The following is a 20,460-nucleotide window of genomic DNA, read 5'->3' on the forward strand; positions in this document are numbered from 1 at the left end:
AGCGGAGGCGTGCGATGCTGTACGTGCTGTGAGCAGCCAGAAGAGTCGGGAGTGCGGCGGCGGGATGACGGTTAGCGGGCGGGTACGGGATTGGGTGGCGGCGGTCTGGGACCGATTCTCCGCATCGGATCCAGGGTTGCTGCGTCTGATGGCCGGGTTGCGCACGGTGGGCGCGATCGCGCTGACGCTGTTCGCGCTGGCGTTGCTGGACACGCCGGTGAACCACCTCGTCGCGGGCGCGATGGCGGCCATGGCCGCGACGTTCGCGATCAGCGAGCGTCGGGTGAGCGGGCAGGCGATCACGCTGGCGCTCGGCTGGCCGACCGCGTTGGCCGCGATGACGCTGGGCGCGGTGCTCAACGGTGACCGGATCGCCGGTGACGTGTTCTTCGTGGTGCTGATCGCGGGCGCGGTGTACGCCCGCAGGTTCGGCGATCGGGGGACCGCGCTCGGGGTGATCGGCTTTCAGGTCTACTTCATCTCGCTGTTCGTGCGGGCGCGTCCGGCCGGGTTGTGGTCGCTGTTCGTGACGTTGTCGGTGGCGTTCGCGTGTGCCGCGTTCGTACGGTTCGCGGTGGTGCCGGCCACGCCGGAAGGGGCGTTGGTGCGGTTGCGCCGGGCGTTCCGGGCGCGGTTGGCGCAGGTGGTGGACACCCAGCGGGAGCTGGTGGACATCGAGCCGGAGCGGCTGGAGAAGGGCGTCGCGCAGTTGCGGCGGGACACCGCGCGGCTGCACGAGTGCGCGCTGATGATCCAGGGCCGGCTGGAGGACGGTACGCGGGACGAGGCCGCGGCGGCGCTGGTGCAGCGCCGGATCGCGGACGCCGAGATCGCGGCGGAGCGGCTGGGGGTGCTGCTGCTCAAGGCGCGTTCGTACGAGGGCGCCGACACGCTCACGTTGCACCTGCCGGACGTGGCGCTGGCGGCCTCGTCGACGCCGGTGCGGCGGGAGGACGAGACGACGCGGCTGCTCCGGCGCGACCTGGGGTCGCTGCATCTGCTGATCACCCGCCTGGCACCGGAGGACCGGGGCGCCGGGGTGGCCGTGCTGCGCAACCGGCTGCTGAGCTACCGCGACGAGGACAACCTGCCGCGGGCCTCCCTCGCCGTCCAGGACGTCTTCCGGGGCATCGGCGAGCTGGCCCGCGCGGTGCTGGGCCTGCGGCTGGCCTTCGACGGGCCGCAGGACGAGTCGGACGACACGCCCGAGACGACCAGGTCGCGCGAGGAGTTCGAGGCGGAGGACGCCTCGATGAGCGCCACCCGTGAGGAGCCGGAGGCCGAGGAGGAGCCCAAGGGGCTGAACCGGCCGACGACCCGGGCGGCGTTCCAGGTGGCCGTCGGCTCCACGCTGGCGATCGTGGGCGGGGAGTTCCTGTCCGCGCAGCGCTGGTACTGGGCGGTGCTCACCTGCTGGGTGGTCTTCCTCAACACCACGTCCACCGGCGAGATCCTGGTCAAGGGGTACCGGCGGCTGATCGGTACGGTCGCCGGGGTGGTCGCGGGTGTGCTGCTGGCCGGGCTGGTGGGTCACCACACGTGGACGGCGTTCGCGCTGGCGCTGCTGTGCGTGTTCGGGATGTTCTTCACCGCGCCGTTGTCGTACGCGCTGATGTCGTTCTTCGTCACGGCGATGCTGGGGTTGCTGTACACGTTGCTGAACACGTACAGCCTCGCGGTGCTGGTTCTGCGGATCGAGGAGACGGCGCTGGGGGCGTCGTGCGGGATCATCGCCGCGTTCCTGGTGCTGCCGGTGCGTACGCATCACCACACGGACCAGCAGTTGCGGGAGGTGCTGACCCGGCTGCGGGAGGTCGCCTCGGCGGCGGTGGACCAGCTCAGCGGTGGGACCGCGGGTGATCTGCTCGACCTGTCGCGGGAGTTGGACACCGCGCTGGACGATCTGCGGCGTTCCACGCGGCCGTTGACGCATCCGATCACGCCGTTGCGGGTGCGCAGGCGTACGGCGCGCTATCTGGTCGGGCTGCTGGAAACGTGCGCGTACCACGCCCGGGCGCTGGCGGCCACGGCCGAACTCGTCCCCTACAGCAAGCGGATAGCGGCCGATCCGCGGCTGAAGCGGGCCGGCGAACGCATCGAACGCAACCTCGGCGTCCTCATCGCCCACCTCGGCGACGAGCGCGCCGAGGGCGAGGTGGAGTCCGGCGCGAGCATCGCCGCGATGCTGGAGAGCGGCAGCACGGAGGTGATCCGTCCGGGGACGGTCACCTTCCGCGTGCTGCGGCACCTGCAGCGGCTGGACGAGGGCGTGGCGGGGCTGGCGCGGCCGTTGTGCGTGCCGGTGGCGAGGGGCGACCGCCCGGCCGAACGCCACGTGGCGTAACCGTCCCACGGAACGGGAGCCGGGGCCGGGGCTCAGCCCCGTTGCCCCTGGCCCCTCCGGGCCGGGGAACCTCCGGCCCCCCGGCCCCCTCCCCGGCCCGCCGCGCTCAGGACTCCAGCGTCTCGCGGAGGCGGGCCAGGCCCCAGTCGAGGTCTTCCTTGGAGATGACCAGGGGTGGGGCGATGCGGATGGTGGAGCCGTGGGTGTCCTTGACGAGGACGCCGTGGTCGAGGAGGCGTTCGGAGAGTTGGCGGCCGGTGCCGTGGCCGGGGGAGATGTCGATGCCGGCCCACAGGCCGCGACCGCGTACGGCGTCGATGGCGCCGCCGCCGACGAGGGAGTTGAGTTCGGCGTGGAGGTGGTCGCCGAGGGCGGCGGCGTGTTCCTGGTATTCGCCGGTGCGGAGCATGGCGATGACTTCGAGGGCGACGGCGCAGGCGAGGGGGTTGCCGCCGAAGGTGGAGCCGTGTTCGCCGGGGCGGTAGACGCCGAGCACCTCGTCGGAGGAGACGACGGCGGAGACGGGGACGACGCCGCCGCCGAGGGCCTTGCCGAGGACGTACATGTCGGGGACGACGCCCTCGTGTTCGCAGGCGAAGGTGCGGCCGGTGCGGCCGAGGCCGGACTGGATCTCGTCGGCGATCAGCAGTACGCCGCGCTCGGCGGTGAGCCGCCGGACCTCGGGCAGGTAGCCCGGCGGCGGTACCCGGACCCCCGACTCGCCCTGGATCGGCTCCAGCAGCACCGCGACCGTCCCGTCGGTCAGCGCGGCCCGCAGCGCGGCGATGTCGCCGTAGGGGACGACGTCGAAGCCGGGGGTGTAGGGGCCGAAGTCGGCGCGGGCCTCGGGGTCGGTGGAGAAGCTGACGATGGTGGTGGTGCGGCCGTGGAAGTTGTCGGCGGCCACCACGATCCTGGCCTGCCCGTCGGGCACGCCCTTGACCCGGTAACCCCACTTGCGGGCGGTCTTGACGGCGGTCTCCACCGCCTCGGCGCCAGTGTTCATGGGCAGCACCCGTTCCATGCCGCACAGGTCGGCCAACTCCGCGCAGAACGCGGCGAAACGGTCGTGGTGGAAGGCGCGGGAGGTGAGGGTGACCCGGTCGAGCTGGGCCTTGGCGGCGGCGATCAGCCGCGGGTTGCGGTGGCCGAAGTTGAGCGCCGAGTACCCGGCGAGCAGGTCGAGGTAGCGGCGTCCCTCGACGTCGGTCATCCAGGCGCCCTCCGCGGAGGAGACGACGACCGGCAACGGGTGGTAGTTGTGGGCGCTGTGCTCGTCCGCGCGCCTGATCAGCTCCGCGGTGGTGTGGTGCGAGGTCACCGGTGCACTCCGATCGTCGGGCCGTCGCCGCGCGCCGCCGGGCACCGTCGGACAGCGGGTGTTGCCGACGAACGCGGCTTTGATCTCTCTTTCTATCGCCGCGCGTCCGGTTCGTGAAGAGAACGTCCGGTACCGCCGCGCGGGCGCCCCGCCCCGGCTAGAGTGGAACGGCGTACACCGCGACTGGCGCAGCGGGGAGGCCACCCCGAGGGAGCGGTACGCGGCCGTGCCCCGCGCGGCCCTCACGCGGTGCCGCCCGCCTGGGCACCGGGTCCGTTCCGCCCGACGACGACCCGGAGGCCGCCATGCCGCTGCCGCTCGACCACCCCGCCCTCGCCGCCACCGACCCCGAACTCGCCGCGCTCGTCGCCGCCGAGGAACGGCTCCAGGCCGACACGCTGCGCATGATCCCGTCCGAGAACTACGTCTCGCAGGCCGTGCTGGAGGCCACCGGCACTGTACTGACCAACAAGTACAGCGAGGGCTACCCCGGGCGCCGCTACTACGAGGGCCAGCAGAACATCGACCCGGTCGAGACGCTCGCCGTCGAACGTGCCAAGGCGCTCTTCGGCGCCGACCACGCCAACGTCCAGCCCTACTCCGGCTCCCCGGCCAACCTCGCGGTCTACCTGGCGTTCGCCGAGCCCGGGGAGACCGTGATGGGCATGTCCCTGCCGATGGGCGGCCATCTGACGCACGGCTGGGGCGTGTCGGCCACCGGACGCTGGTTCCGCGGCGTGCAGTACGGGGTACGGCGGGACACCGGGCGGATCGACTTCGACGAGGTCCGCGAACTGGCCCGCAAGGAACGCCCCAAGGTGATCTTCTGCGGCGGCACCGCGGTGCCGCGCACCATCGACTTCGCCGCCTTCGCCGAGATCGCCCGCGAGGTGGACGCCGTCCTGGTCGCCGACATCGCGCACATCGCCGGGCTGGTGGCCGGCGGCGCCCACCCGTCCCCGGTGCCCCACGTGGACGTGGTCTCCACCACCACCCACAAGACGCTGCGCGGACCGCGCGGGGCCATGCTGATGTGCCGCGAGGAGCACGCCAAGGCGCTCGACAAGGCGGTCTTCCCCGGCCTCCAGGGCGGCCCGCACAACCACACCACCGCCGCGATCGCCGTCGCGCTGCGGGAGGCCGCCCGCCCGGACTTCCGTACCTACGCCCACCAGGTGGTGGCCAACGCCAAGGCGCTCGCCGCCGCCCTGCTGGAACGCGGCTTCGACCTGGTCTCCGGCGGCACCGACAACCACCTGGTGCTGATCGACCTCACCGGCAAGGACGTCCCCGGCAAGACCGCCGCCAAGGCCCTGGACCGGGCCGGGATCGTGGTCAACTACAACACCGTCCCGTTCGACCCGCGCAAGCCCTTCGACCCCTCCGGCATCCGCATCGGCACCCCCTCGCTCACCTCGCGCGGGCTCACCGAGGCGCACATGCCGCAGGTCGCCGCGTGGCTGGAGCGCGGTGTGAGCGCCGCGCACAAGGGCGAGGAGGCGGCGCTGGCCACCATCCGCGCCGAGGTCGCCGACCTGCTGAGCGGCTACCCGGCGCCCGGTCTGCCCACCGCCTGACCGGCAGCACCCGAGCCCGGTCCGCCCGCCCTCCGACCAGCGCGGGGGCGCGCGGGCCGAGGCCCGGCGCGGTGCGGCGCGCCGGGGGCGGCCGGGGCGCCATGGCGTGTCGGAGCGGGGCGCGGACCTGAGAGAATGGGGCCATGGCCTACGACCCCCGTCCTCGTGTGCTCTCCGGCATCCAGCCCACCGCGGGCTCGTTCCACCTCGGCAACTACCTGGGCGCGGTACGGCAGTGGGTCGCGCTCCAGGACACGCACGACGCCTTCTACATGGTCGTGGACCTGCACGCGATCACCGTGCCGCAGGACCCGGCCGAACTGCGCGCCAACACCCGGCTGGCCGCCGCCCAGCTGCTGGCCGCCGGGCTCGACCCCGACCGGTGCACCCTGTTCGTGCAGAGCCATGTGCCCGAGCACGCCCAGCTCGGCTGGGTGATGAACTGCCTCACCGGCTTCGGCGAGGCGTCCCGGATGACGCAGTTCAAGGACAAGTCGGCCAAGCAGGGCGCCGACCGCACCACCGTCGGCCTGTTCACCTACCCGGTCCTCCAGGTCGCCGACATCCTGCTCTACCAGGCCAACGCGGTGCCGGTCGGCGAGGACCAGCGCCAGCACGTCGAGCTCACCCGCGACCTCGCGGTCCGGTTCAACACCCGGTTCGGCACCGCCGACGACCCGACCTTCATCGTCCCCGAGCCGTACATCGTCAAGGAGACGGCGAAGATCTACGACCTCCAGGACCCGGCGGTCAAGATGAGCAAGTCGGCCTCCTCGCCCAAGGGCCTGGTCAACCTGCTGGACGAGCCGAAGGCCTCGGCCAAGAAGTTCAAGAGCGCGGTCACCGACACCGACACCGTGATCCGCTTCGACCCCGAGGTCAAGCCGGGGGTCAGCAACCTGCTGACGATCTACGCCACGCTCACCCAGACCTCCGTCCCCGAGCTGGAGGAACGGTACGCGGGCAAGGGGTACGGCGCCCTCAAGACCGACCTCGCCGAGGTCTTCGTGGAGTGGGTCACCCCGTTCCGCGACCGCACCCAGGAATACCTGGGCGACCCGGAGACGTTGGACTCGATCCTGGCGAAGGGCGCCGAGAAGGCCCGCGCGGTCGCGGCGGAGACCCTGGCCACGGTCTACGACCGGATCGGATTCGTCCCCGCCAAGCACTGACGGCGGGCCCCGGCCGGCGGTACCGTCCCGGTCCACCGGCCGGACGCCCCGCACCACCCACACCCTCACAGGCGGCGCGCGGCCGGCGCCGTCCGACCACGTCCGGGAGGCAGCCACGAAAGGGGAGAGCGCAGTGGAGACCTGCACGATCGGCGTGTCGATCGCGGTGCCGGAGCCGCACGGCAGCCTGCTTCAGCGGTGCCGGGCCGGTTTCGGCGACCCGGCCGCCCACGCCATCCCCTCCCACATCACGCTGCTGCCGCCCACCGAGGTCACCCCGGCCGAGCTGCCCGCCTTCCGCGAGCACCTGGCCAAGGTTGCCGAGGCCGGCCGGCCCTTCCGGCTCCGGCTGGACGGCACCGGCACCTTCCGGCCGCTGTCCCCGGTGGTCTTCGTCCGGCTCACCCGGGGCACCGCCGAATGCACCCGGCTCCAGGAACTCGTCCGCTCCGGCCCCGTCGCCCGCGACCTCCAGTTCCCCTACCACCCGCACGTCACCATCGCCCACGGCACCCCCGAGGAGGCGATGGACCGGGCCGAGCGGGAGCTGGCCCGCTTCCGCGCCGAGTGGACGGTGGGTGGCTTCAGCCTGTACGAGCAGGGCGGGGACGGGGTGTGGCGGATGATGTGCGAATACCCGTTCGGCCCCTGGCCGAACGGCGGCGTCCCGCAACAACCGGGCCGGCCGACCGCGGTGGCGTTTCCGCATTCGTAGCGGCCGGGCGCCGGCCGGGTGGGTGCAGGTGTGCGGGCGGTTACTCAGGGTAGGCGTCGATCATGGATTGGTTGACGCGGCTGCCGGGGGTCGGGCCGTGGGTGGGGCGGGGGATGCGGACGCACGCGTGGCGGGCGTTCGAGCACGCGCAGCGGGCGCAGTGGGGGCGGTTGGCGGCGGCGATCACGTTCAGCAGTTTCATCGCGCTGTTCCCGCTGATCACGCTGGGGGCGGCGATCGGCGCGGCGGTGCTGACCGACGGGCAGTTGCACACCCTTGAGCACAAGCTCAACCAGCAGATCCCCGGGCTCTCCCAGCAGGTCGACATCGCCGGGCTGGCCGCCAACGCCGGGACCGTGGGCCTGATCGCGGCCGCGGCGCTGCTGCTCACCGGTGTCGGGTGGATCGGTCAGCTCCGCGGCTGCCTGCGGGCGGTGTGGGAACGGGACGACGAGGGACAGAACCCGCTGGTGCGCAAGGGCCTCGACGCCCTGATCCTGGTCGGCCTCGGGCTGGTCGGCGCCGCCTCCCTGGGCGGCTCCGCCTACGCCACCAGCGCGGTGGGCCGCTCCGCCCAGTACGCCGGGGTCAGCGGGGCCGGCGTCGGCGGCGTCCTGCTGACCGCCGTCGGCTTCCTGCTCGGCGTGCTCGCCGACTTCCTGCTCCTGGCCTACCTGCTCACCTGGCTGCCCGGCGTCCACCCCGGCCGCCACCAGGTGGTGGTGGCCGGACTCCTCGGCGCGGTCGGCTTCGAACTGCTCAAACTGCTGCTCAGCGGCTATCTGCAAGGGGTGGCCGGACGCTCGCTCTACGGCGCCTTCGGCACCCCGGTCGCCCTGCTGCTGTGGATCAACTTCATGGCCAAGCTGCTGCTGTACTGCGCCGCCTGGACCGCCACCCCGCGCCGCCGCGCCCTCCTGCCGGATCCGCCGCCCGGCAGCGAACGGCTGCCTACGACTCCCGCTGATCCCGGCGACGCCCCGCTGCCTGGGCCGGCCACCGCTTCCGTACCACCGCTGCCAGCGCGCCCAGCACCACCAGCGCCCCCGCGGTGATCCCGGCCGCCGTCCACATCCCGGAGGAGCCGGAGCGGGCGGACGCCGCCGCCGCCGCGTCGCCGTGCGCCGAGGCACCGGCCCCGCCGTGGGCGCCCTGCTGCTGGGCGCTGTGCGGTGCCACCAGGGTGCCCACCGGCTTGACCTTGCCGGCCGCCGCGAAACCCCAGTCGAGCAGTTCGGCCGCCTCGTGGTAGACCTCGTCCACCCCGGGCTCCGGATGCATCACGGTGACCAGCAGCTTCACCCCGTCGTGGTCGGCGACCCCGGTGAAGGTGTTGCCGGCGTTGGTGGTGTAGCCGTTCTTCACCCCGGCCAGCCCCGGGTAGGGCGGCAGGCCGCCGGCCGGGTCGCCGGTGAGCAGCCGGTTGGTGTTCTGGATGACGGAGGTGTCGCGTTCCCGCTTCTCCCCGGCGGCGGGCGCCTTGGAGTCCTCGGCACCGGCGGCTTCCCGGCCGTCCTTCTTCTTCGGCTTCTTCCAGTCCCCGGGGAACTCGGCGCGCGCGGTCGAGCAGTAGTCGCGGAAGTCCGCGTTCTGCAACCCCGCGCGGGCGAAGAGCGACAGGTCGTACGCCGAGGAGACCTGGCCCGGCATGTCGTAGCCGTCCGGGCTGACCACGTGGGTATCGTCGGCCTGGAGGTCTTCGGCCTTCGCCTGCATCTCGGAGACGGTCTTCGGCACGCCGCCGTTCATCGCGGCCAGCACGTGCACGGCGTCGTTGCCCGAACGCAGGAAGACACCCCGCCACAGGTCGTGCACGGTGTACGGCAGGTTCTCCTTTATGCCCACCACGCTGCTGCCCTCGCCCACCCCGGCCAGCTCCTCGGCGCGCACGGTGTGGGTGACGTCCTTGCCGAACTTGGGGATCAGGGTGTCGGCGAAGAGCATCTTCAACGTGGACGCCGGGGCCAGCCGCCAGTGCGCGTTGTGCGCCGCCAGCACCTCGCCGGTCTCGGCGTCCGAGACGATCCAGGACCGCGCGGTCAGCTTCGCCGGCAGCCTCGGCACCCCGTCCGCGTACCGCACCTGGGTGCCCGGGCGGCCCAGCAGCTCGCCGCCGACCGTCGACATCCGGGCCGGCGGCTGAGCGGGCCGGCTCCCGTCCGCGGCGGCCTCGGCCGTGGCCGCGGGCAGCAGCACGGCGCCGCCCACGGCGGCGGCGCACAACGACAGTGCGGGACGGCGCAAGGCCGGACGAAAACGGGGCACCCGCCGAAAGTACAGGGCCCCGGCGGACGAGCGGGCAATTCCGGCCGCCGCCGAGGACGTGAGGATGGCAACAGGCGAGGAACGCAACCGTCCGCCCCCTGCCACCCGTCTTGCCCGACCGGCGTCGGATACTTGAGCCATGGCATCGCAATCCGGCCCCGTGAGGCTCAGCCGCCGCGTCTCCTGGTTCCTCGTCGCCTTCGGCGTGTGGAGCTGGTGCATCTGGATCACTTTCGTCAAGAACCTGTGGGCCGACGGCAGCGGCCTCGCCTTCGACCACGGCCACCCCACCGCGTACTTCTGGGTGCATCTGCTGCTCGCGGTGGTGTCCTTCCTGCTGGGTACGGCCATCGGCGTGCTGGGGCTGCGGGGACTGCGGGCGCTGCGGAACGGGACGTCGGACCGGCCCGCCGCCTCCGCCTGACCGACAGGCTCGCCCGGCCACCGCGCCACCGCACGCCGAAGGGGCCCGCCGGAGCGAATCCGGCGGGCCCCTTCGGCGTTTCGCTGCGGGGTGGCGCGAGGCTCAGAAGCGGCGCGTGATCAGCGCCCGCTTCACCTCCTGGATCGCCTTGGTCACCTCGATGCCACGCGGGCAGGCGTCCGTGCAGTTGAACGTGGTCCGGCAGCGCCAGACGCCGTCCCGGTCGTTGAGGATCTCCAGCCGCTGCTCGGCGGCCTCGTCACGCGAGTCGAAGATGAAACGGTGCGCGTTGACGATGGCGGCCGGACCGAAGTACTGGCCGTCGTTCCAGAACACCGGGCACGACGTGGTGCACGCCGCGCACAGGATGCACTTGGTGGTGTCGTCGAAGCGCTCGCGCTCCTCGGCCGACTGCAGGCGCTCGCGGGTCGGCTCGTTCCCCTTGGTGATCAGGAACGGCATGACGTCACGGTACGCCTGGAAGAACGGCTCCATGTCGACCACGAGGTCCTTCAGGACCGTCAGCCCCTTGATCGGCTCGACCGTGATCGGCTTCTCCGGGTTGATGTCCTTCAGCAGCGTCTTGCAGGCCAGCCGGTTGCGGCCGTTGATCCGCATGGCGTCCGAACCGCAGATGCCGTGCGCGCAGGAACGGCGGAACGTCAGCGTGCCGTCCAGCTCCCACTTGATCTTGTGGAGGGCGTCCAGGACACGCTCCTTGGGGTCCATCTCGAGCTGGTAGTCCACCCAGGTCGCCTCCGCGGAGACCTCCGGGTTGAACCGCCGTACCCGCATGGTGACCGTGATCCGCGCGAAAGCGGAGCTCTCGGCGGCGTCCAGCGCAGCGGAGTGGTTGCTTTCCACCGTGGCGGTGCTCATCAGTACTTACGCTCCATCGGCTGGTAGCGGGTCTGCACGACCGGCTTGTAGTCGAGGCGGATCGACTCGTTGCCGTCCTCGCCAACCTCGCGGTACGCCATGGTGTGCCGCATGAAGTTGACGTCGTCGCGGTTGGGGAAGTCCTCGCGGTAGTGACCGCCGCGGGACTCCTTGCGGGCCAGCGCGGAGACGGCCAGCACCTCGGCCAGGTCGAGCAGGTTGCCCAGCTCGATGGCCTCCAGCAGGTCGGTGTTGAACCGCTTGCCCTTGTCCTGGACGCTGACGTTCTTGTACCGCTGCTTGAGCTCGGCGATGTCCTCCACCGCCTGCTTGAGCGTCTGCTCGGTGCGGAAGACCATCGCGTTGGCGTCCATGGTCTCCTGGAGCGCCTTGCGGATCTCGGTGACCCGCTCGTTGCCGGTGGCCGAGCGCAGCGACTCGACCTGCTCGGTGACGAGGGACGCCGGGTCCTCCGGGAGCGGCACGTAGTCGGCGGTCGAGGCGTAGTCGGCGGCGGCGATGCCGGCCCGCTTGCCGAAGACGTTGATGTCCAGCAGCGAGTTGGTGCCCAGCCGGTTGGCGCCGTGCACCGAGACGCAGGCGACCTCGCCGGCCGCGTACAGCCCCGGCACCACGTCGGTGTTGTTGGCCAGCACCTCACCGCGCACGTTGGTGGGGATGCCACCCATCGCGTAGTGCGCGGTCGGCTGGATCGGCACCGGGTCGGTGTACGGCTCGATGCCCAGGTAGGTACGGGCGAACTCGGTGATGTCCGGCAGCTTGGCGTCGAGCTGCTCCGGCGGCAGGTGGGTCAGGTCGAGGTAGACGTGGTCGCCCTCGGGACCGCAGCCGCGGCCCTCGCGGATCTCGGTGTAGATGGCGCGGGAGACCACGTCACGCGAGGCGAGGTCCTTCATGACCGGCGCGTACTTCTCCATGAAGCGCTCGCCGTCCTTGTTGCGCAGGATGCCGCCCTCACCGCGGGCGCCCTCGGTGAGCAGGATGCCCATGCGCCAGATGCCGGTCGGGTGGAACTGGAAGAACTCCATGTCCTCCAGCGGCAGGCCGCGCCGCCACGCCACCGCCTGGCCGTCACCGGTCAGGGTGTGCGCGTTGGAGGTCACCTTGAAGAACTTGCCGCAGCCACCGGAGGCGAAGACGACCGCCTTGGCCTGGAAGACGTGGATCTCGCCGGTGGCCAGCTCGTAGGCGACCACACCGGCGGTGCGCTTGACGCCGTCCACCTCGTTGAGCAGCAGGTCGAGGACGTAGAACTCGTTGAAGAACTCCACGCCCTCCTTGACGCAGTTCTGGTACAGCGTCTGGAGGATCATGTGGCCGGTGCGGTCCGCCGCGTAGCAGGAGCGGCGCACCGCGGCCTCACCGTGGTTGCGGGTGTGGCCGCCGAACCGGCGCTGGTCGATCAGGCCCTTGGGGGTCCGGTTGAACGGCAGGCCCATCTTCTCCAGGTCGAGGACGGAGTCGATGGCCTCCTTCGCCAGGATCTCGGCGGCGTCCTGGTCGACCAGGTAGTCACCGCCCTTGATCGTGTCGAAGGTGTGCCACTCCCAGTTGTCCTCCTCGACGTTGGCGAGGGCCGCGGCCATACCGCCCTGGGCGGCGCCGGTGTGGGAGCGGGTCGGGTAGAGCTTGGTCAGCACGGCGGTGCGGCTGCGCTTGGTCGACTCGATGGCCGCGCGCATGCCGGCGCCGCCGGCGCCGACGATGACGGTGTCGTACTTGTGGATCTGCATGGTCGCGTCAGCCCCGGGTCTACTGGATGTTCGGGTCGAAGGTGAAGATCACCAGCGTGCCGAGGAAAACGGTGAAGACGGTTGCCGTGTACAGCAGCCCCTTCAGCCACATGCGGGTGGACTCCCGCTCGGCGTAGTCGTTGATGACCGTCCGCAGGCCGTTGGCGCCGTGCAGCATGGCCAGCCACAGCATGGCCAGGTCCCACAGCTGCCAGAACGGGTTGGCCCAGCGGCCGGCCACGAAGGCGAAGCCGATCTTGCTCACGCCGCCGTCCAGCACCAGCTGGATCAGCAGGTGCCCGAGGACCAGGACCACCAGGACGATGCCGGACAGCCGCATGAACAGCCAGCCGTACATCTCGAAGTTGGTGCGGGTCGCCCGCGGGCTGCGCTTGCTACGGGCACGCGCCGGCTCGATGACGGGCGCGGGGTTCTCCGGGCTGTGGGCGCCCGTGCTGGTGGAGGTCAGCTCCACCGAGTCGACAGAGGTCTCGGCAGACATGGCTCAGCTCCCGAACAGCAGACGGATGGAGTGCTGGAGCACCGGGTAGAAGGCGCCCGCCATCAGCACCACCCAGATGCCGACGACGGTCCACAGCATCTGGCGCTGGTACTTGGGGCCCTTGGCCCAGAAGTCCACCGCCACGACGCGCAGACCGTTCAGGGCGTGGAAGAGGATGGCCGCGACGAGGCCGTACTCCAGCAGGTTGACGACGGGGTTCTTGTACGTCGAGACGACGGTGTCGTACGCCTGCGGGGAGACACGGACGAGAGCGGTGTCGAGGACGTGCACGAACAGGAAGAAGAAGATGAGGACGCCGGTGACTCGGTGAGCCACCCAGGACCACATACCTTCCCGGCCGCGGTACAGCGTTCCAGCCGGCACGGAAATACCCTCCGGTTACGGGACTAGGGACCTGCCGGCTTCTCTGTCGGGCGGGCCCGGCCGGGTATGGTCCACCGGCCCTGGCCATCGTAGCGACGCCTTGTCGGTGGTTGTCGCCGGGGTCGCTCATGTGTGATCGATCCCGCACGCCCGGGTTAACGGGCGGCCCCGCGAAAGGTGGTGGGGCGGGCATGAGAGGCGGCCGGAGTCGCCTCCCCCCACAGGAGCTTCCCCGGCCGCGCTCTCGCGACGCGGGCCGTTCTCCACGTCGCTCGTCGGTTACAGCGCCATCGGCCCCGAAAACGTCACACTCATCCCTTGGGGGCGGGTCTTCGCCGGGCCTTGGGGCGGTTGCCGGGGCGGGGGAGCCGGGCGGGCGCCGTCGGGCGACTCGGCTGATCCGTCTGGATCAGGCATGATGTGGGCCGTGGTGGGGGCGGAGAGCGATGTGGACGATGCCCGGCTGACGGCTGCGGTGGCCGACGCGCAACGCGGCGACGAGGCGGCCTTCCGTACCGTCTACCGCGCTGTCCAGCCCCGCCTGCTGGCCTATGCGCGCACCCTGGTCGGGGAGGCGGACGCCGAGGACGTCGCCTCCGAGACCTGGTTGCAGATCGCCCGGGACCTCGGCAGGTTCAGCGGGGACGCGGACCGGTTCCGCGGTTGGTCGGCCACCATCGCGCGCAACCGTGCCCTCGACCACGTCCGGCGGCTCGGCCGGCGACCGCTGATCGGCGGCGACGAGACCGTGCTGCTGGGCGTCGCGGGGCGCGCGGACACCGCCGGGGAGGCGCTGGAGGCGCTCGCCACCGACCGGGCCATGGCGCTCATCGCCCAGTTGCCGCAGGACCAGGCCGAGGCCGTGGTGCTGCGCGCGGTCGTCGGGCTGGACGCCAAGGGCGCGGCCGAGGTGCTGGGCAAGCGGCCGGGCGCGGTGCGTACCGCCGCCCACCGGGGGCTGCGGCGGCTGGCGGAACTGCTGCGTTCCCCGGCCGCGTCATCGGACGGTGTGACGTTTGCGTGCGCGCCGACGCAGAAGGACGTGAGATGAGCGGAAGCCGCCATGACTGGCTGGACGAGGACACCGCCGAGCGTCTGCTGCGCGGTGAGCCGGTCGACCCCGGCGAGCGGCGCGAGGGCGGCCCGGCGGGCGACGAGGCGGGCTCCGGCGCAGGCCGGGACGGTGCGGAGGACCCCGCCGCGGTATCCGCCGCCCACGACATAGGGCCGCCGCCCGACGGGCTGCCCGGTCTGGCCGGCCTGCTCGCCGCGGCGGCGTCCGCACCGATCTCGGCGGAACGCGAGGAGGCCGCGCTGGCCGCGTTCCGGGCGGCGTCGGCGACGTACGGCGCGGCGAAGGCCGGCGGCCTCGCGGCGGACGGTTCTTCGGCGGACGGTCTTTCGGCCGGTGGTGCGCGGGTGACGCGGCTCGGCGCCGCGCGCTGGGGACGGCTGCGTGCCCTGCCCGGTCCGGCCAAGGTCGCGGCGGCTGCGGCCTTCGCGGCGACGGCCCTGGTCGGCGGGGTCGCGGCGGCGGCCGGTGCCGGGGTGATCCCGTCGCCGTTCACCATGACGAGTGACAGCCCGTCGCCGCGGTCGTCCGACGGCACGGGAAGCCCGGTGCCGGGCGGGACGACGGGGCTGCCGGACGGCCCCGGCCCCTCCGGCGCGACCGCGGGCACGCCGATCTCGCCGGGGGCGACCCCGGGCGCGCCCGGTGCCACGCCGGGCGGCACCCCCGGTACGTCCGGTGGCGGCTCCTCGACGCAGCCGTCCGGCGGCACCGGCCAGGGCTCCGGGACGGACGACGGCGGCGCGGGCGCCCCCGGCGACGCCGCCGACGTGGACAAGCTCTGCCGGATCTACCTCGCCGCCGAGAACGGCACCGACGGCCAGACGCAGAGCAAGACATGGCAATGGCTCTCCCGCACGGCCGGCAACGGCAAGGCCGTCGACGCCTACTGCCGCCGCCGACTGGGCCAGGGCGGCTCGGGCAACTCCGGCCCCGGCAACGGCGGTTCCGGCTTCGGCCCGGGCAACGGCCAGGGCCAGGGCGGCAACGGCCGGGGGAACGGCGGCGGTAACGGCAACGGAAACGGCGGGGGCAACGGGAACGGCGGCGGTAACGGGAACGGCGGTGGCGGGAACGGCAACGGCAACGGCGGGGGCAACGGCCACGGCCACGGTTCCGGCGGCGAGGGCTCCGGAGGTGACGGTTCCGGCGGCGACGGTTCCGACGGCCCAGGCCACGGCCACCACTTCTTCCCGCGGTTCCCCTCCAGCCGATTAGGAGAGGGCCGGTGGATGCCGGTTGTGCCGGGTGTGCGGGGGTTGCCGGGCTGGGTGTGAGGCCGACGGGGGCGTGGCCGCCGCGCGGGCGGGTCGAGGCGGCTTCCCGGCAGCGGTGACGACCGCATGGTCGAACTGTGGCCGCCGCGGCGGTGAGCCGTGGGTGGTGCCGGGTGAGGGGTGGGCCGGGCGGTCGAGGGGGCTGCTGTTTGGGCCTCGGGGGCGGGGTGCGGGGTCGGCGATGTCGTCGGCGAGCCGGTCGAGGCCGGCGTGGTGCTGGAAGGCGCCGACCACGATCCCGGCGATGAGCATGGCCTGCGCCACCACCAGACCGGCCCCGGCGAGCCCCGGGGCCACCGTCGCGGCGAGGAGGGCGCGGGTGGATCGGGCGTACCGGAGCAGTCGCGGGTGACGTTGGGCACGGGGTGGGCCGGGCGGTCGAGGCGGGGGCTGAGGTTCGGTCCCGGGAGCGGGGTGGGGGGCCGGTGGTTGGTCCCCGGTCGGTGGGCGGGGCGGCGTCGGGGGCGCGGCGCCGGGGTCGAGGGTCCGGGGGCTGCTGTCCGTTCCTCTGGGTCGGGCGCGGGGCCGGTGGCCGGTCCCGGGCCGGCGACCGGGCAGTCGCCGAGTGGTCCCGTACCGAACAGTCCGGGGGCGGCTGTAACACTTTTCGCGCCCCCGGCGCAGAGACTTACGGGCCGACTGGTCATCGGCCCGCGGACGTGCCGGTTCCCCCGTTACCGGCCGAGAGTCCGCGCCTGACGCGGGCGGGGTGTTTTCCCCCCCACCCCGCCCGCGTCCACAAGGCTTACGTTCCCCGTTGTTCACCCCTGGTGCGTGAGTGACGCCACTTCCGGCGGGCATGCTGAGTCCAGGCCGACCCGCCCGCGTTGTGAGCAAGGTCCCAGCCCGCCGCCCTCCACGGCTCGCACGGCCGCCACTACAGTCCGTGGCGGGAACAGTTGCTACCTCGCGGTAACCGGCGCGGTCGGCGAGCGGACAGGACGCGGGCGGCGACGCAAGCGGGTAACTCTCAGCCGTAAAACTCACAGCGGAAGGCGTGGAGCATGGGGCGCGAGTCGGGCGGCAAGCGGGTGAGCGAGTCCGGGCTGCCGGTCGAACCGGTCTACGGTCCTGAGGATCTGGCGGACTGGGACCCGGTGGCCAAGCTCGGGGAGCCGGGCGGCTATCCGTTCACCCGGGGCGTGTACCCCACGATGTACACCGGCCGGCCGTGGACCATGCGGCAGTACGCCGGGTTCGGCACGGCGAGCGAGTCCAACGCGCGGTACAAGCAGCTGATCGCCAACGGCACGATGGGCCTCTCGGTGGCGTTCGACCTGCCGACGCAGATGGGGCACGACTCGGACGCCCCGATCGCGCACGGCGAGGTCGGCAAGGTGGGCGTGGCGATCGACTCCGTCGACGACATGCGGGTGCTCTTCGACGGGATCCCGCTCGACAAGGTCTCCACGTCGATGACGATCAACGCCCCGGCCGCGCTGCTCCTCCTGCTCTACCAACTGGTCGCCGAGGAGCAGGGGGTGCCGGCCGACAAGCTCACCGGCACGATCCAGAACGACGTGCTCAAGGAGTACATCGCCCGCGGCACCTACATCTTCCCGCCCAAGCCCAGTCTGCGGCTGATCGCGGACATCTTCGCCTACTGCAAGGCGGAGATCCCCAAGTGGAACACGATCTCGATCTCCGGCTACCACATGGCCGAGGCGGGGGCGAGCCCGGCGCAGGAGATCGCGTTCACCCTCGCCGACGGCATCGAGTACGTGCGGACCGCGATCGCCGCCGGGATGGACGTGGACGACTTCGCGCCGCGGCTGTCGTTCTTCTTCGTGGCGCGGACCACGATCCTGGAGGAGGTCGCCAAGTTCCGCGCGGCCCGGCGGATCTGGGCCCGGGTGATGCGCGAGGAGTTCGGGGCGAAGAACCCCAAGTCGCAGATGCTGCGGTTCCACACCCAGACCGCCGGCGTCCAACTGACCGCCCAACAGCCCGAGGTGAACCTGGTGCGGGTGGCCATACAGGGTCTGGGCGCGGTACTCGGCGGCACCCAGTCGCTGCACACCAACTCCTTCGACGAGGCGATCGCCCTGCCGACCGAGAAGTCGGCGCGGCTGGCGCTCCGTACGCAGCAGGTGCTGGCGTACGAGACCGACGTGACCGCCACCGTCGACCCGTTCGCCGGCTCCTACGTCATCGAGAAGATGACCGACGAACTGGAGGAGGCCGCGGTCGCCCTGATGCGCAAGGTCGAGGAGTACGGGGGCGCCGTCGACGCCATCGAACACGGCTTCCAGAAGAACGAGATCGAGCGCAACGCCTACCGCATCGCCCAGGAGACCGACGCCGGCGAGCGGGTGGTCGTCGGCGTCAACCGGTTCAAGCTGGACGAGGAGGAGCCCTACGAACCGCTCCGCGTCGATCCGGCGATCGAGGCCCAGCAGGCCGAACGCCTCGCCAAGCTGCGCGCCGACCGCGACCAGGCCGCGGTGGACGCCGCGCTCACCGCCCTGCGCCAGGCCGCCTCGGGCAGCGACAACGTGCTCTATCCGATGCGGGAAGCGCTCCGCGCCCGCGCCACCGTGGGCGAGGTCTGCAACACCCTCCGCGACGTCTGGGGCGCCTACGTCCCCGCCGACGCGTTCTGACCCGTAGCGCCGGGCCGCACCGTCCCGGTGGGAGACCACGGCACGGCGACCGCTGCCGTGGCGGACCTGCTCGGGGTGAGGGAGCCCGCTTCGGGCGAGGAAGGACCACTCCAGGTGCGGGAGGCGGCCTCCGCCCGCCCCGGAGACGGTTCCGGCCCCGAGGCCATCCCGGTGCCCACGTTCCCATCGTGACCTCGGTGCCCCGGTTCCGGGGCGGTCCGGGGGCAACGGGGGCGGCCTCGGGTGCGGGAGGTCGGGTCCGGAAGGTGACCTCGGGTCCGAGGGCCCGGTGCGGGGGTGGTCGCGGGGTCCGTAGGCGACCCCCGGTCCGGCGACTCCCCGGCCGCGCCCCCGTTCCCGTTGCGCCCCGGCGCCAGGACCGCTCCCGCGCCCGCTCCCGCGCCGCGACCGCTCCCGGTCGGAGCCTGCCAGCGCCGGGCCCGCTCCCTCGGGGCGGAAGCCTCGGCCTCGTGAACCGCCCCGCACCGGCCTGCTCCCGGCGAGGGAGACCGCTCCCCGTACCGGAGTCCGCCCGCGCCCAGCCCGCTCCCGGAGCCGAAGCCCTCCGCCCCAACGAACCGTCCCGCACCGGCCCGCTCCCGGCGAGGGAACCCGCGGGCAACCGTGGCTGACCCGCGCCACCGGTCCTTACCCGGACACCCTCACCGGCGCGCGCCCCAGCAACTCGGCGAAGGCGTCCGCCACCGGGGCCGGGGTGTCGGCGGCGGCGGAGACGTAGCCGTCGGGGCGGACGAGGAAGAAGCCGGTGCCGTAGGCGGTGCGTATCTCGTCGCCGTCGGCGTGGCAGAGGTGGGCCAGGGCGGGGTCGAGGGCGGGCGGCGGTTGCTCGGTGCCCACGGCGAGGAGGGTGAAGTGGGGGCCGCGGAAGGCGTCGAAGAGGCGCAGCGGGCGGCCGTCGGTGGTGTGGCCGTGGGCGTCGGGGGCGCGGTCGCCGGCGTGCAGGGCGTCGTCGGGGAGCCCGGTGCGGTGTTCACGGCTCAGTGGGCCGCCGCGGTAGCCGACGCCGAGTTGGCGGGTCTCCGCGTCGCGGCGCATCGACGCGGGGCCGACGGTGGTGCGTACCGCGGTGTGCAGCCGGGTGCTGATGCGCAGAACTCCGGCGGCGACCGGCAGCCGTTCGTCCTGGTAGCTGTCGAGCAGCGCGTCGGGGACGCCGTGGCGCAGCACCAGGCCGAGCTTCCAGCCGAGGTTGTAGGCGTCCTGGACACCGGTGTTGAGCCCTTGGCCGCCGGCCGGGGAGTGGACGTGGGCGGCGTCCCCGGCGAGCAGCACGCGGCCGGCCCGGAAGCGGTCGGCGAGCGCGGCGCGGGGGCGGAAGTCGGAGGCCCACAGAACGTCGGTGACCTGGTCCGCGGAGAAGTGGGTGCGGGCGGCGAGCGCCTCGCGGACCCCCTGCGGGGAGGTGTCGGGGTGTTCCCCGTCGCGTTCGTACCGCACCACCAGCTGGAAGGTGTCGGTCCCGGCCAGCGGGCAGAGCATCGCCAGGCCGCCGTCGGCCTCGGGCCACACGTGCCAGTTGTCGCGGGGGACGCCCTCGACGCGGACGTCGGCCACGAGCACGGGGCTGGGGTCGACGCTCTCGCCGGTCATGCCGATGCCCAGCGCGTGGCGCACGGTGCTGCGACCGCCGTCGGCGGCCACGAGATAGGCGGCGCGGACCGTGCCGGTGGCGCCGTCGGGGCCGGTGAGGGTGGCCACGACGCCGTCCGGCTCCTGACGCAGGGCGGTCAGGGCGGTGCCGAACTCCACGGATCCGCCCAGCTCGCGCAGGCGGTCGTGGAGGATCTCCTGGGTGCGCCACTGCGGCACCATCCAGGGCAGGCCGTGGGGGACGTGCGGGCTGGGCGGCACGGCCTCCATGAAGTCCCACTCGGTGACCCGGACGCCCCCTTCCCACTTGGCCATCCGCGGGTAGGGGCCGCCGGCCGCGTGGACGGCGTCGACGATCCCGAGGTCGTCGAAGACCTCCTGGGTACGCGGCTGCAACCCCTTGCCCCGGGAGCCGGGGAAGAGCCGGCCGGCCCGCTCGACCAGCCGGTGGGCGACCCCGCGGCGGGCGAGGTCGCAGGCGAGCGTGAGCCCGGTGGGCCCCGCTCCGACGATGAGGACCTCGGTGTCCGTGCTGTTCGTGACCGTCATGACGCCCCTCC

16 protein-coding genes are annotated in these 20,460 nt (G+C 72.7%); 9 read left to right on the top strand and 7 right to left on the bottom strand.

The features are described from left to right. Positions 1-64: 64 nt before the first annotated feature. Positions 65-2,344, top strand: a complete 2,280-nt coding sequence (locus SCATT_RS17720) for an FUSC family protein (RefSeq protein ID WP_173405731.1) — start codon at positions 65-67, stop codon at positions 2,342-2,344. A gap of 106 nt (positions 2,345-2,450) precedes the next feature. On the opposite strand, the gene rocD is transcribed toward SCATT_RS17720, so the two are convergent. Further along, complete coding sequence (gene rocD / locus SCATT_RS17725; RefSeq protein ID WP_014144469.1) at positions 2,451-3,665, bottom strand: ornithine--oxo-acid transaminase; 1,215 nt, start codon at positions 3,663-3,665, stop codon at positions 2,451-2,453. A 305-nt stretch (positions 3,666-3,970) separates the two neighbouring features. On the opposite strand from rocD, the gene SCATT_RS17730 reads away from it, so the two are divergent. The 4 genes from SCATT_RS17730 to SCATT_RS17745 all read left to right on the top strand — a co-directional run bounded on the left by SCATT_RS17730 (position 3,971) and on the right by SCATT_RS17745 (position 8,184). Next, positions 3,971-5,242: a serine hydroxymethyltransferase gene (locus tag SCATT_RS17730; RefSeq protein ID WP_014144470.1), complete on the top strand. Its 1,272-nt coding sequence runs from the start codon at positions 3,971-3,973 to the stop codon at positions 5,240-5,242. Between the two features lie 143 nt (positions 5,243-5,385). Next, positions 5,386-6,414 carry a tryptophan--tRNA ligase gene (gene trpS, locus SCATT_RS17735; protein WP_014144471.1) on the top strand — a complete coding sequence of 343 codons (1,029 nt, stop codon included), beginning with the start codon at positions 5,386-5,388 and terminating at the stop codon, positions 6,412-6,414. Between the two features lie 133 nt (positions 6,415-6,547). Next, positions 6,548-7,129, top strand: a complete 582-nt coding sequence (locus SCATT_RS17740; RefSeq protein ID WP_014144472.1) for a 2'-5' RNA ligase family protein — start codon at positions 6,548-6,550, stop codon at positions 7,127-7,129. Positions 7,130-7,191: 62 nt separating this feature from the next. Beyond that, a complete protein-coding gene (locus SCATT_RS17745; RefSeq protein ID WP_014144473.1) occupies positions 7,192-8,184 on the top strand; it encodes a YihY/virulence factor BrkB family protein in 993 nt (330 codons plus the stop codon). Here the strand turns inward: SCATT_RS17745 and SCATT_RS17750 are convergent. Continuing rightward, positions 8,081-9,337, bottom strand: coding sequence for a D-alanyl-D-alanine carboxypeptidase family protein (locus SCATT_RS17750; protein WP_014144474.1), 1,257 nt, complete (start codon positions 9,335-9,337; stop codon positions 8,081-8,083). The genes SCATT_RS17745 and SCATT_RS17750 overlap by 104 nt on opposite strands. A gap of 217 nt (positions 9,338-9,554) precedes the next feature. On the opposite strand from SCATT_RS17750, the gene SCATT_RS17755 reads away from it, so the two are divergent. After that, positions 9,555-9,818 carry an SCO4848 family membrane protein gene (locus tag SCATT_RS17755; protein WP_014628253.1) on the top strand — a complete coding sequence of 88 codons (264 nt, stop codon included), beginning with the start codon at positions 9,555-9,557 and terminating at the stop codon, positions 9,816-9,818. A 102-nt stretch (positions 9,819-9,920) separates the two neighbouring features. Here the strand turns inward: SCATT_RS17755 and SCATT_RS17760 are convergent, their stop codons facing one another. From SCATT_RS17760 to sdhC, 4 genes are read right to left on the bottom strand one after another with little or no spacing between them, the layout of a single operon-like run. Beyond that, positions 9,921-10,697: a succinate dehydrogenase iron-sulfur subunit gene (locus SCATT_RS17760; RefSeq protein WP_014144477.1), complete on the bottom strand. Its 777-nt coding sequence runs from the start codon at positions 10,695-10,697 to the stop codon at positions 9,921-9,923. Next, a complete protein-coding gene (gene sdhA, locus SCATT_RS17765) occupies positions 10,697-12,451 on the bottom strand; it encodes a succinate dehydrogenase flavoprotein subunit (RefSeq protein WP_014144478.1) in 1,755 nt (584 codons plus the stop codon). Before sdhA ends, SCATT_RS17760 begins: the two co-directional genes overlap by 1 nt. A 19-nt stretch (positions 12,452-12,470) precedes the next feature. Further along, complete coding sequence (locus SCATT_RS17770) at positions 12,471-12,953, bottom strand: succinate dehydrogenase hydrophobic membrane anchor subunit (RefSeq protein ID WP_014144479.1); 483 nt, start codon at positions 12,951-12,953, stop codon at positions 12,471-12,473. Between the two features lie 3 nt (positions 12,954-12,956). After that, on the bottom strand, positions 12,957-13,337 hold the full coding sequence (gene sdhC / locus SCATT_RS17775; RefSeq protein ID WP_041824837.1) for a succinate dehydrogenase, cytochrome b556 subunit: 381 nt from the start codon (positions 13,335-13,337) through the stop codon (positions 12,957-12,959). A gap of 415 nt (positions 13,338-13,752) precedes the next feature. Here sdhC and SCATT_RS17780 point away from each other — a divergent pair, with 415 nt between their 5' ends. From SCATT_RS17780 to SCATT_RS17790, 3 genes are all read left to right on the top strand, one after another. Beyond that, positions 13,753-14,388, top strand: a complete 636-nt coding sequence (locus SCATT_RS17780; RefSeq protein ID WP_014144481.1) for an RNA polymerase sigma factor — start codon at positions 13,753-13,755, stop codon at positions 14,386-14,388. Next, positions 14,385-15,686, top strand: a complete 1,302-nt coding sequence (locus tag SCATT_RS17785) for a hypothetical protein (protein WP_014144482.1) — start codon at positions 14,385-14,387, stop codon at positions 15,684-15,686. The genes SCATT_RS17780 and SCATT_RS17785 overlap by 4 nt, the downstream gene beginning before the upstream one ends. Before the next feature lie 1,004 nt (positions 15,687-16,690). Next, positions 16,691-18,289 carry an acyl-CoA mutase large subunit family protein gene (locus SCATT_RS17790; RefSeq protein ID WP_014144483.1) on the top strand — a complete coding sequence of 533 codons (1,599 nt, stop codon included), beginning with the start codon at positions 16,691-16,693 and terminating at the stop codon, positions 18,287-18,289. A 648-nt stretch (positions 18,290-18,937) separates the two neighbouring features. Here SCATT_RS17790 and SCATT_RS17795 read toward each other — a convergent pair. Then, positions 18,938-20,449: an FAD-dependent monooxygenase gene (locus tag SCATT_RS17795; RefSeq protein ID WP_014144484.1), complete on the bottom strand. Its 1,512-nt coding sequence runs from the start codon at positions 20,447-20,449 to the stop codon at positions 18,938-18,940. Positions 20,450-20,460 lie beyond the last annotated feature (11 nt).

The organism is Streptantibioticus cattleyicolor NRRL 8057 = DSM 46488 (assembly GCF_000240165.1).
Lineage (GTDB): Bacteria > Actinomycetota > Actinomycetes > Streptomycetales > Streptomycetaceae > Streptantibioticus > Streptantibioticus cattleyicolor.

Coding starts and splice junctions, on each gene's coding strand:
- SCATT_RS17720 (WP_173405731.1), top strand. CDS start 65: ATGACGGTTAGCGGGCGGGTACGGGATTGGGTGGCGGCGGTCTGGGAC.
- SCATT_RS17730 (WP_014144470.1), top strand. CDS start 3,971: ATGCCGCTGCCGCTCGACCACCCCGCCCTCGCCGCCACCGACCCCGAA.
- trpS (WP_014144471.1), top strand. CDS start 5,386: ATGGCCTACGACCCCCGTCCTCGTGTGCTCTCCGGCATCCAGCCCACC.
- SCATT_RS17745 (WP_014144473.1), top strand. CDS start 7,192: ATGGATTGGTTGACGCGGCTGCCGGGGGTCGGGCCGTGGGTGGGGCGG.
- SCATT_RS17760 (WP_014144477.1), bottom strand. CDS start 10,697: ATGAGCACCGCCACGGTGGAAAGCAACCACTCCGCTGCGCTGGACGCC.
- sdhA (WP_014144478.1), bottom strand. CDS start 12,451: ATGCAGATCCACAAGTACGACACCGTCATCGTCGGCGCCGGCGGCGCC.
- SCATT_RS17770 (WP_014144479.1), bottom strand. CDS start 12,953: ATGTCTGCCGAGACCTCTGTCGACTCGGTGGAGCTGACCTCCACCAGC.
- SCATT_RS17780 (WP_014144481.1), top strand. CDS start 13,753: ATGATGTGGGCCGTGGTGGGGGCGGAGAGCGATGTGGACGATGCCCGG.
- SCATT_RS17785 (WP_014144482.1), top strand. CDS start 14,385: ATGAGCGGAAGCCGCCATGACTGGCTGGACGAGGACACCGCCGAGCGT.
- SCATT_RS17790 (WP_014144483.1), top strand. CDS start 16,691: ATGGGGCGCGAGTCGGGCGGCAAGCGGGTGAGCGAGTCCGGGCTGCCG.
- SCATT_RS17795 (WP_014144484.1), bottom strand. CDS start 20,449: ATGACGGTCACGAACAGCACGGACACCGAGGTCCTCATCGTCGGAGCG.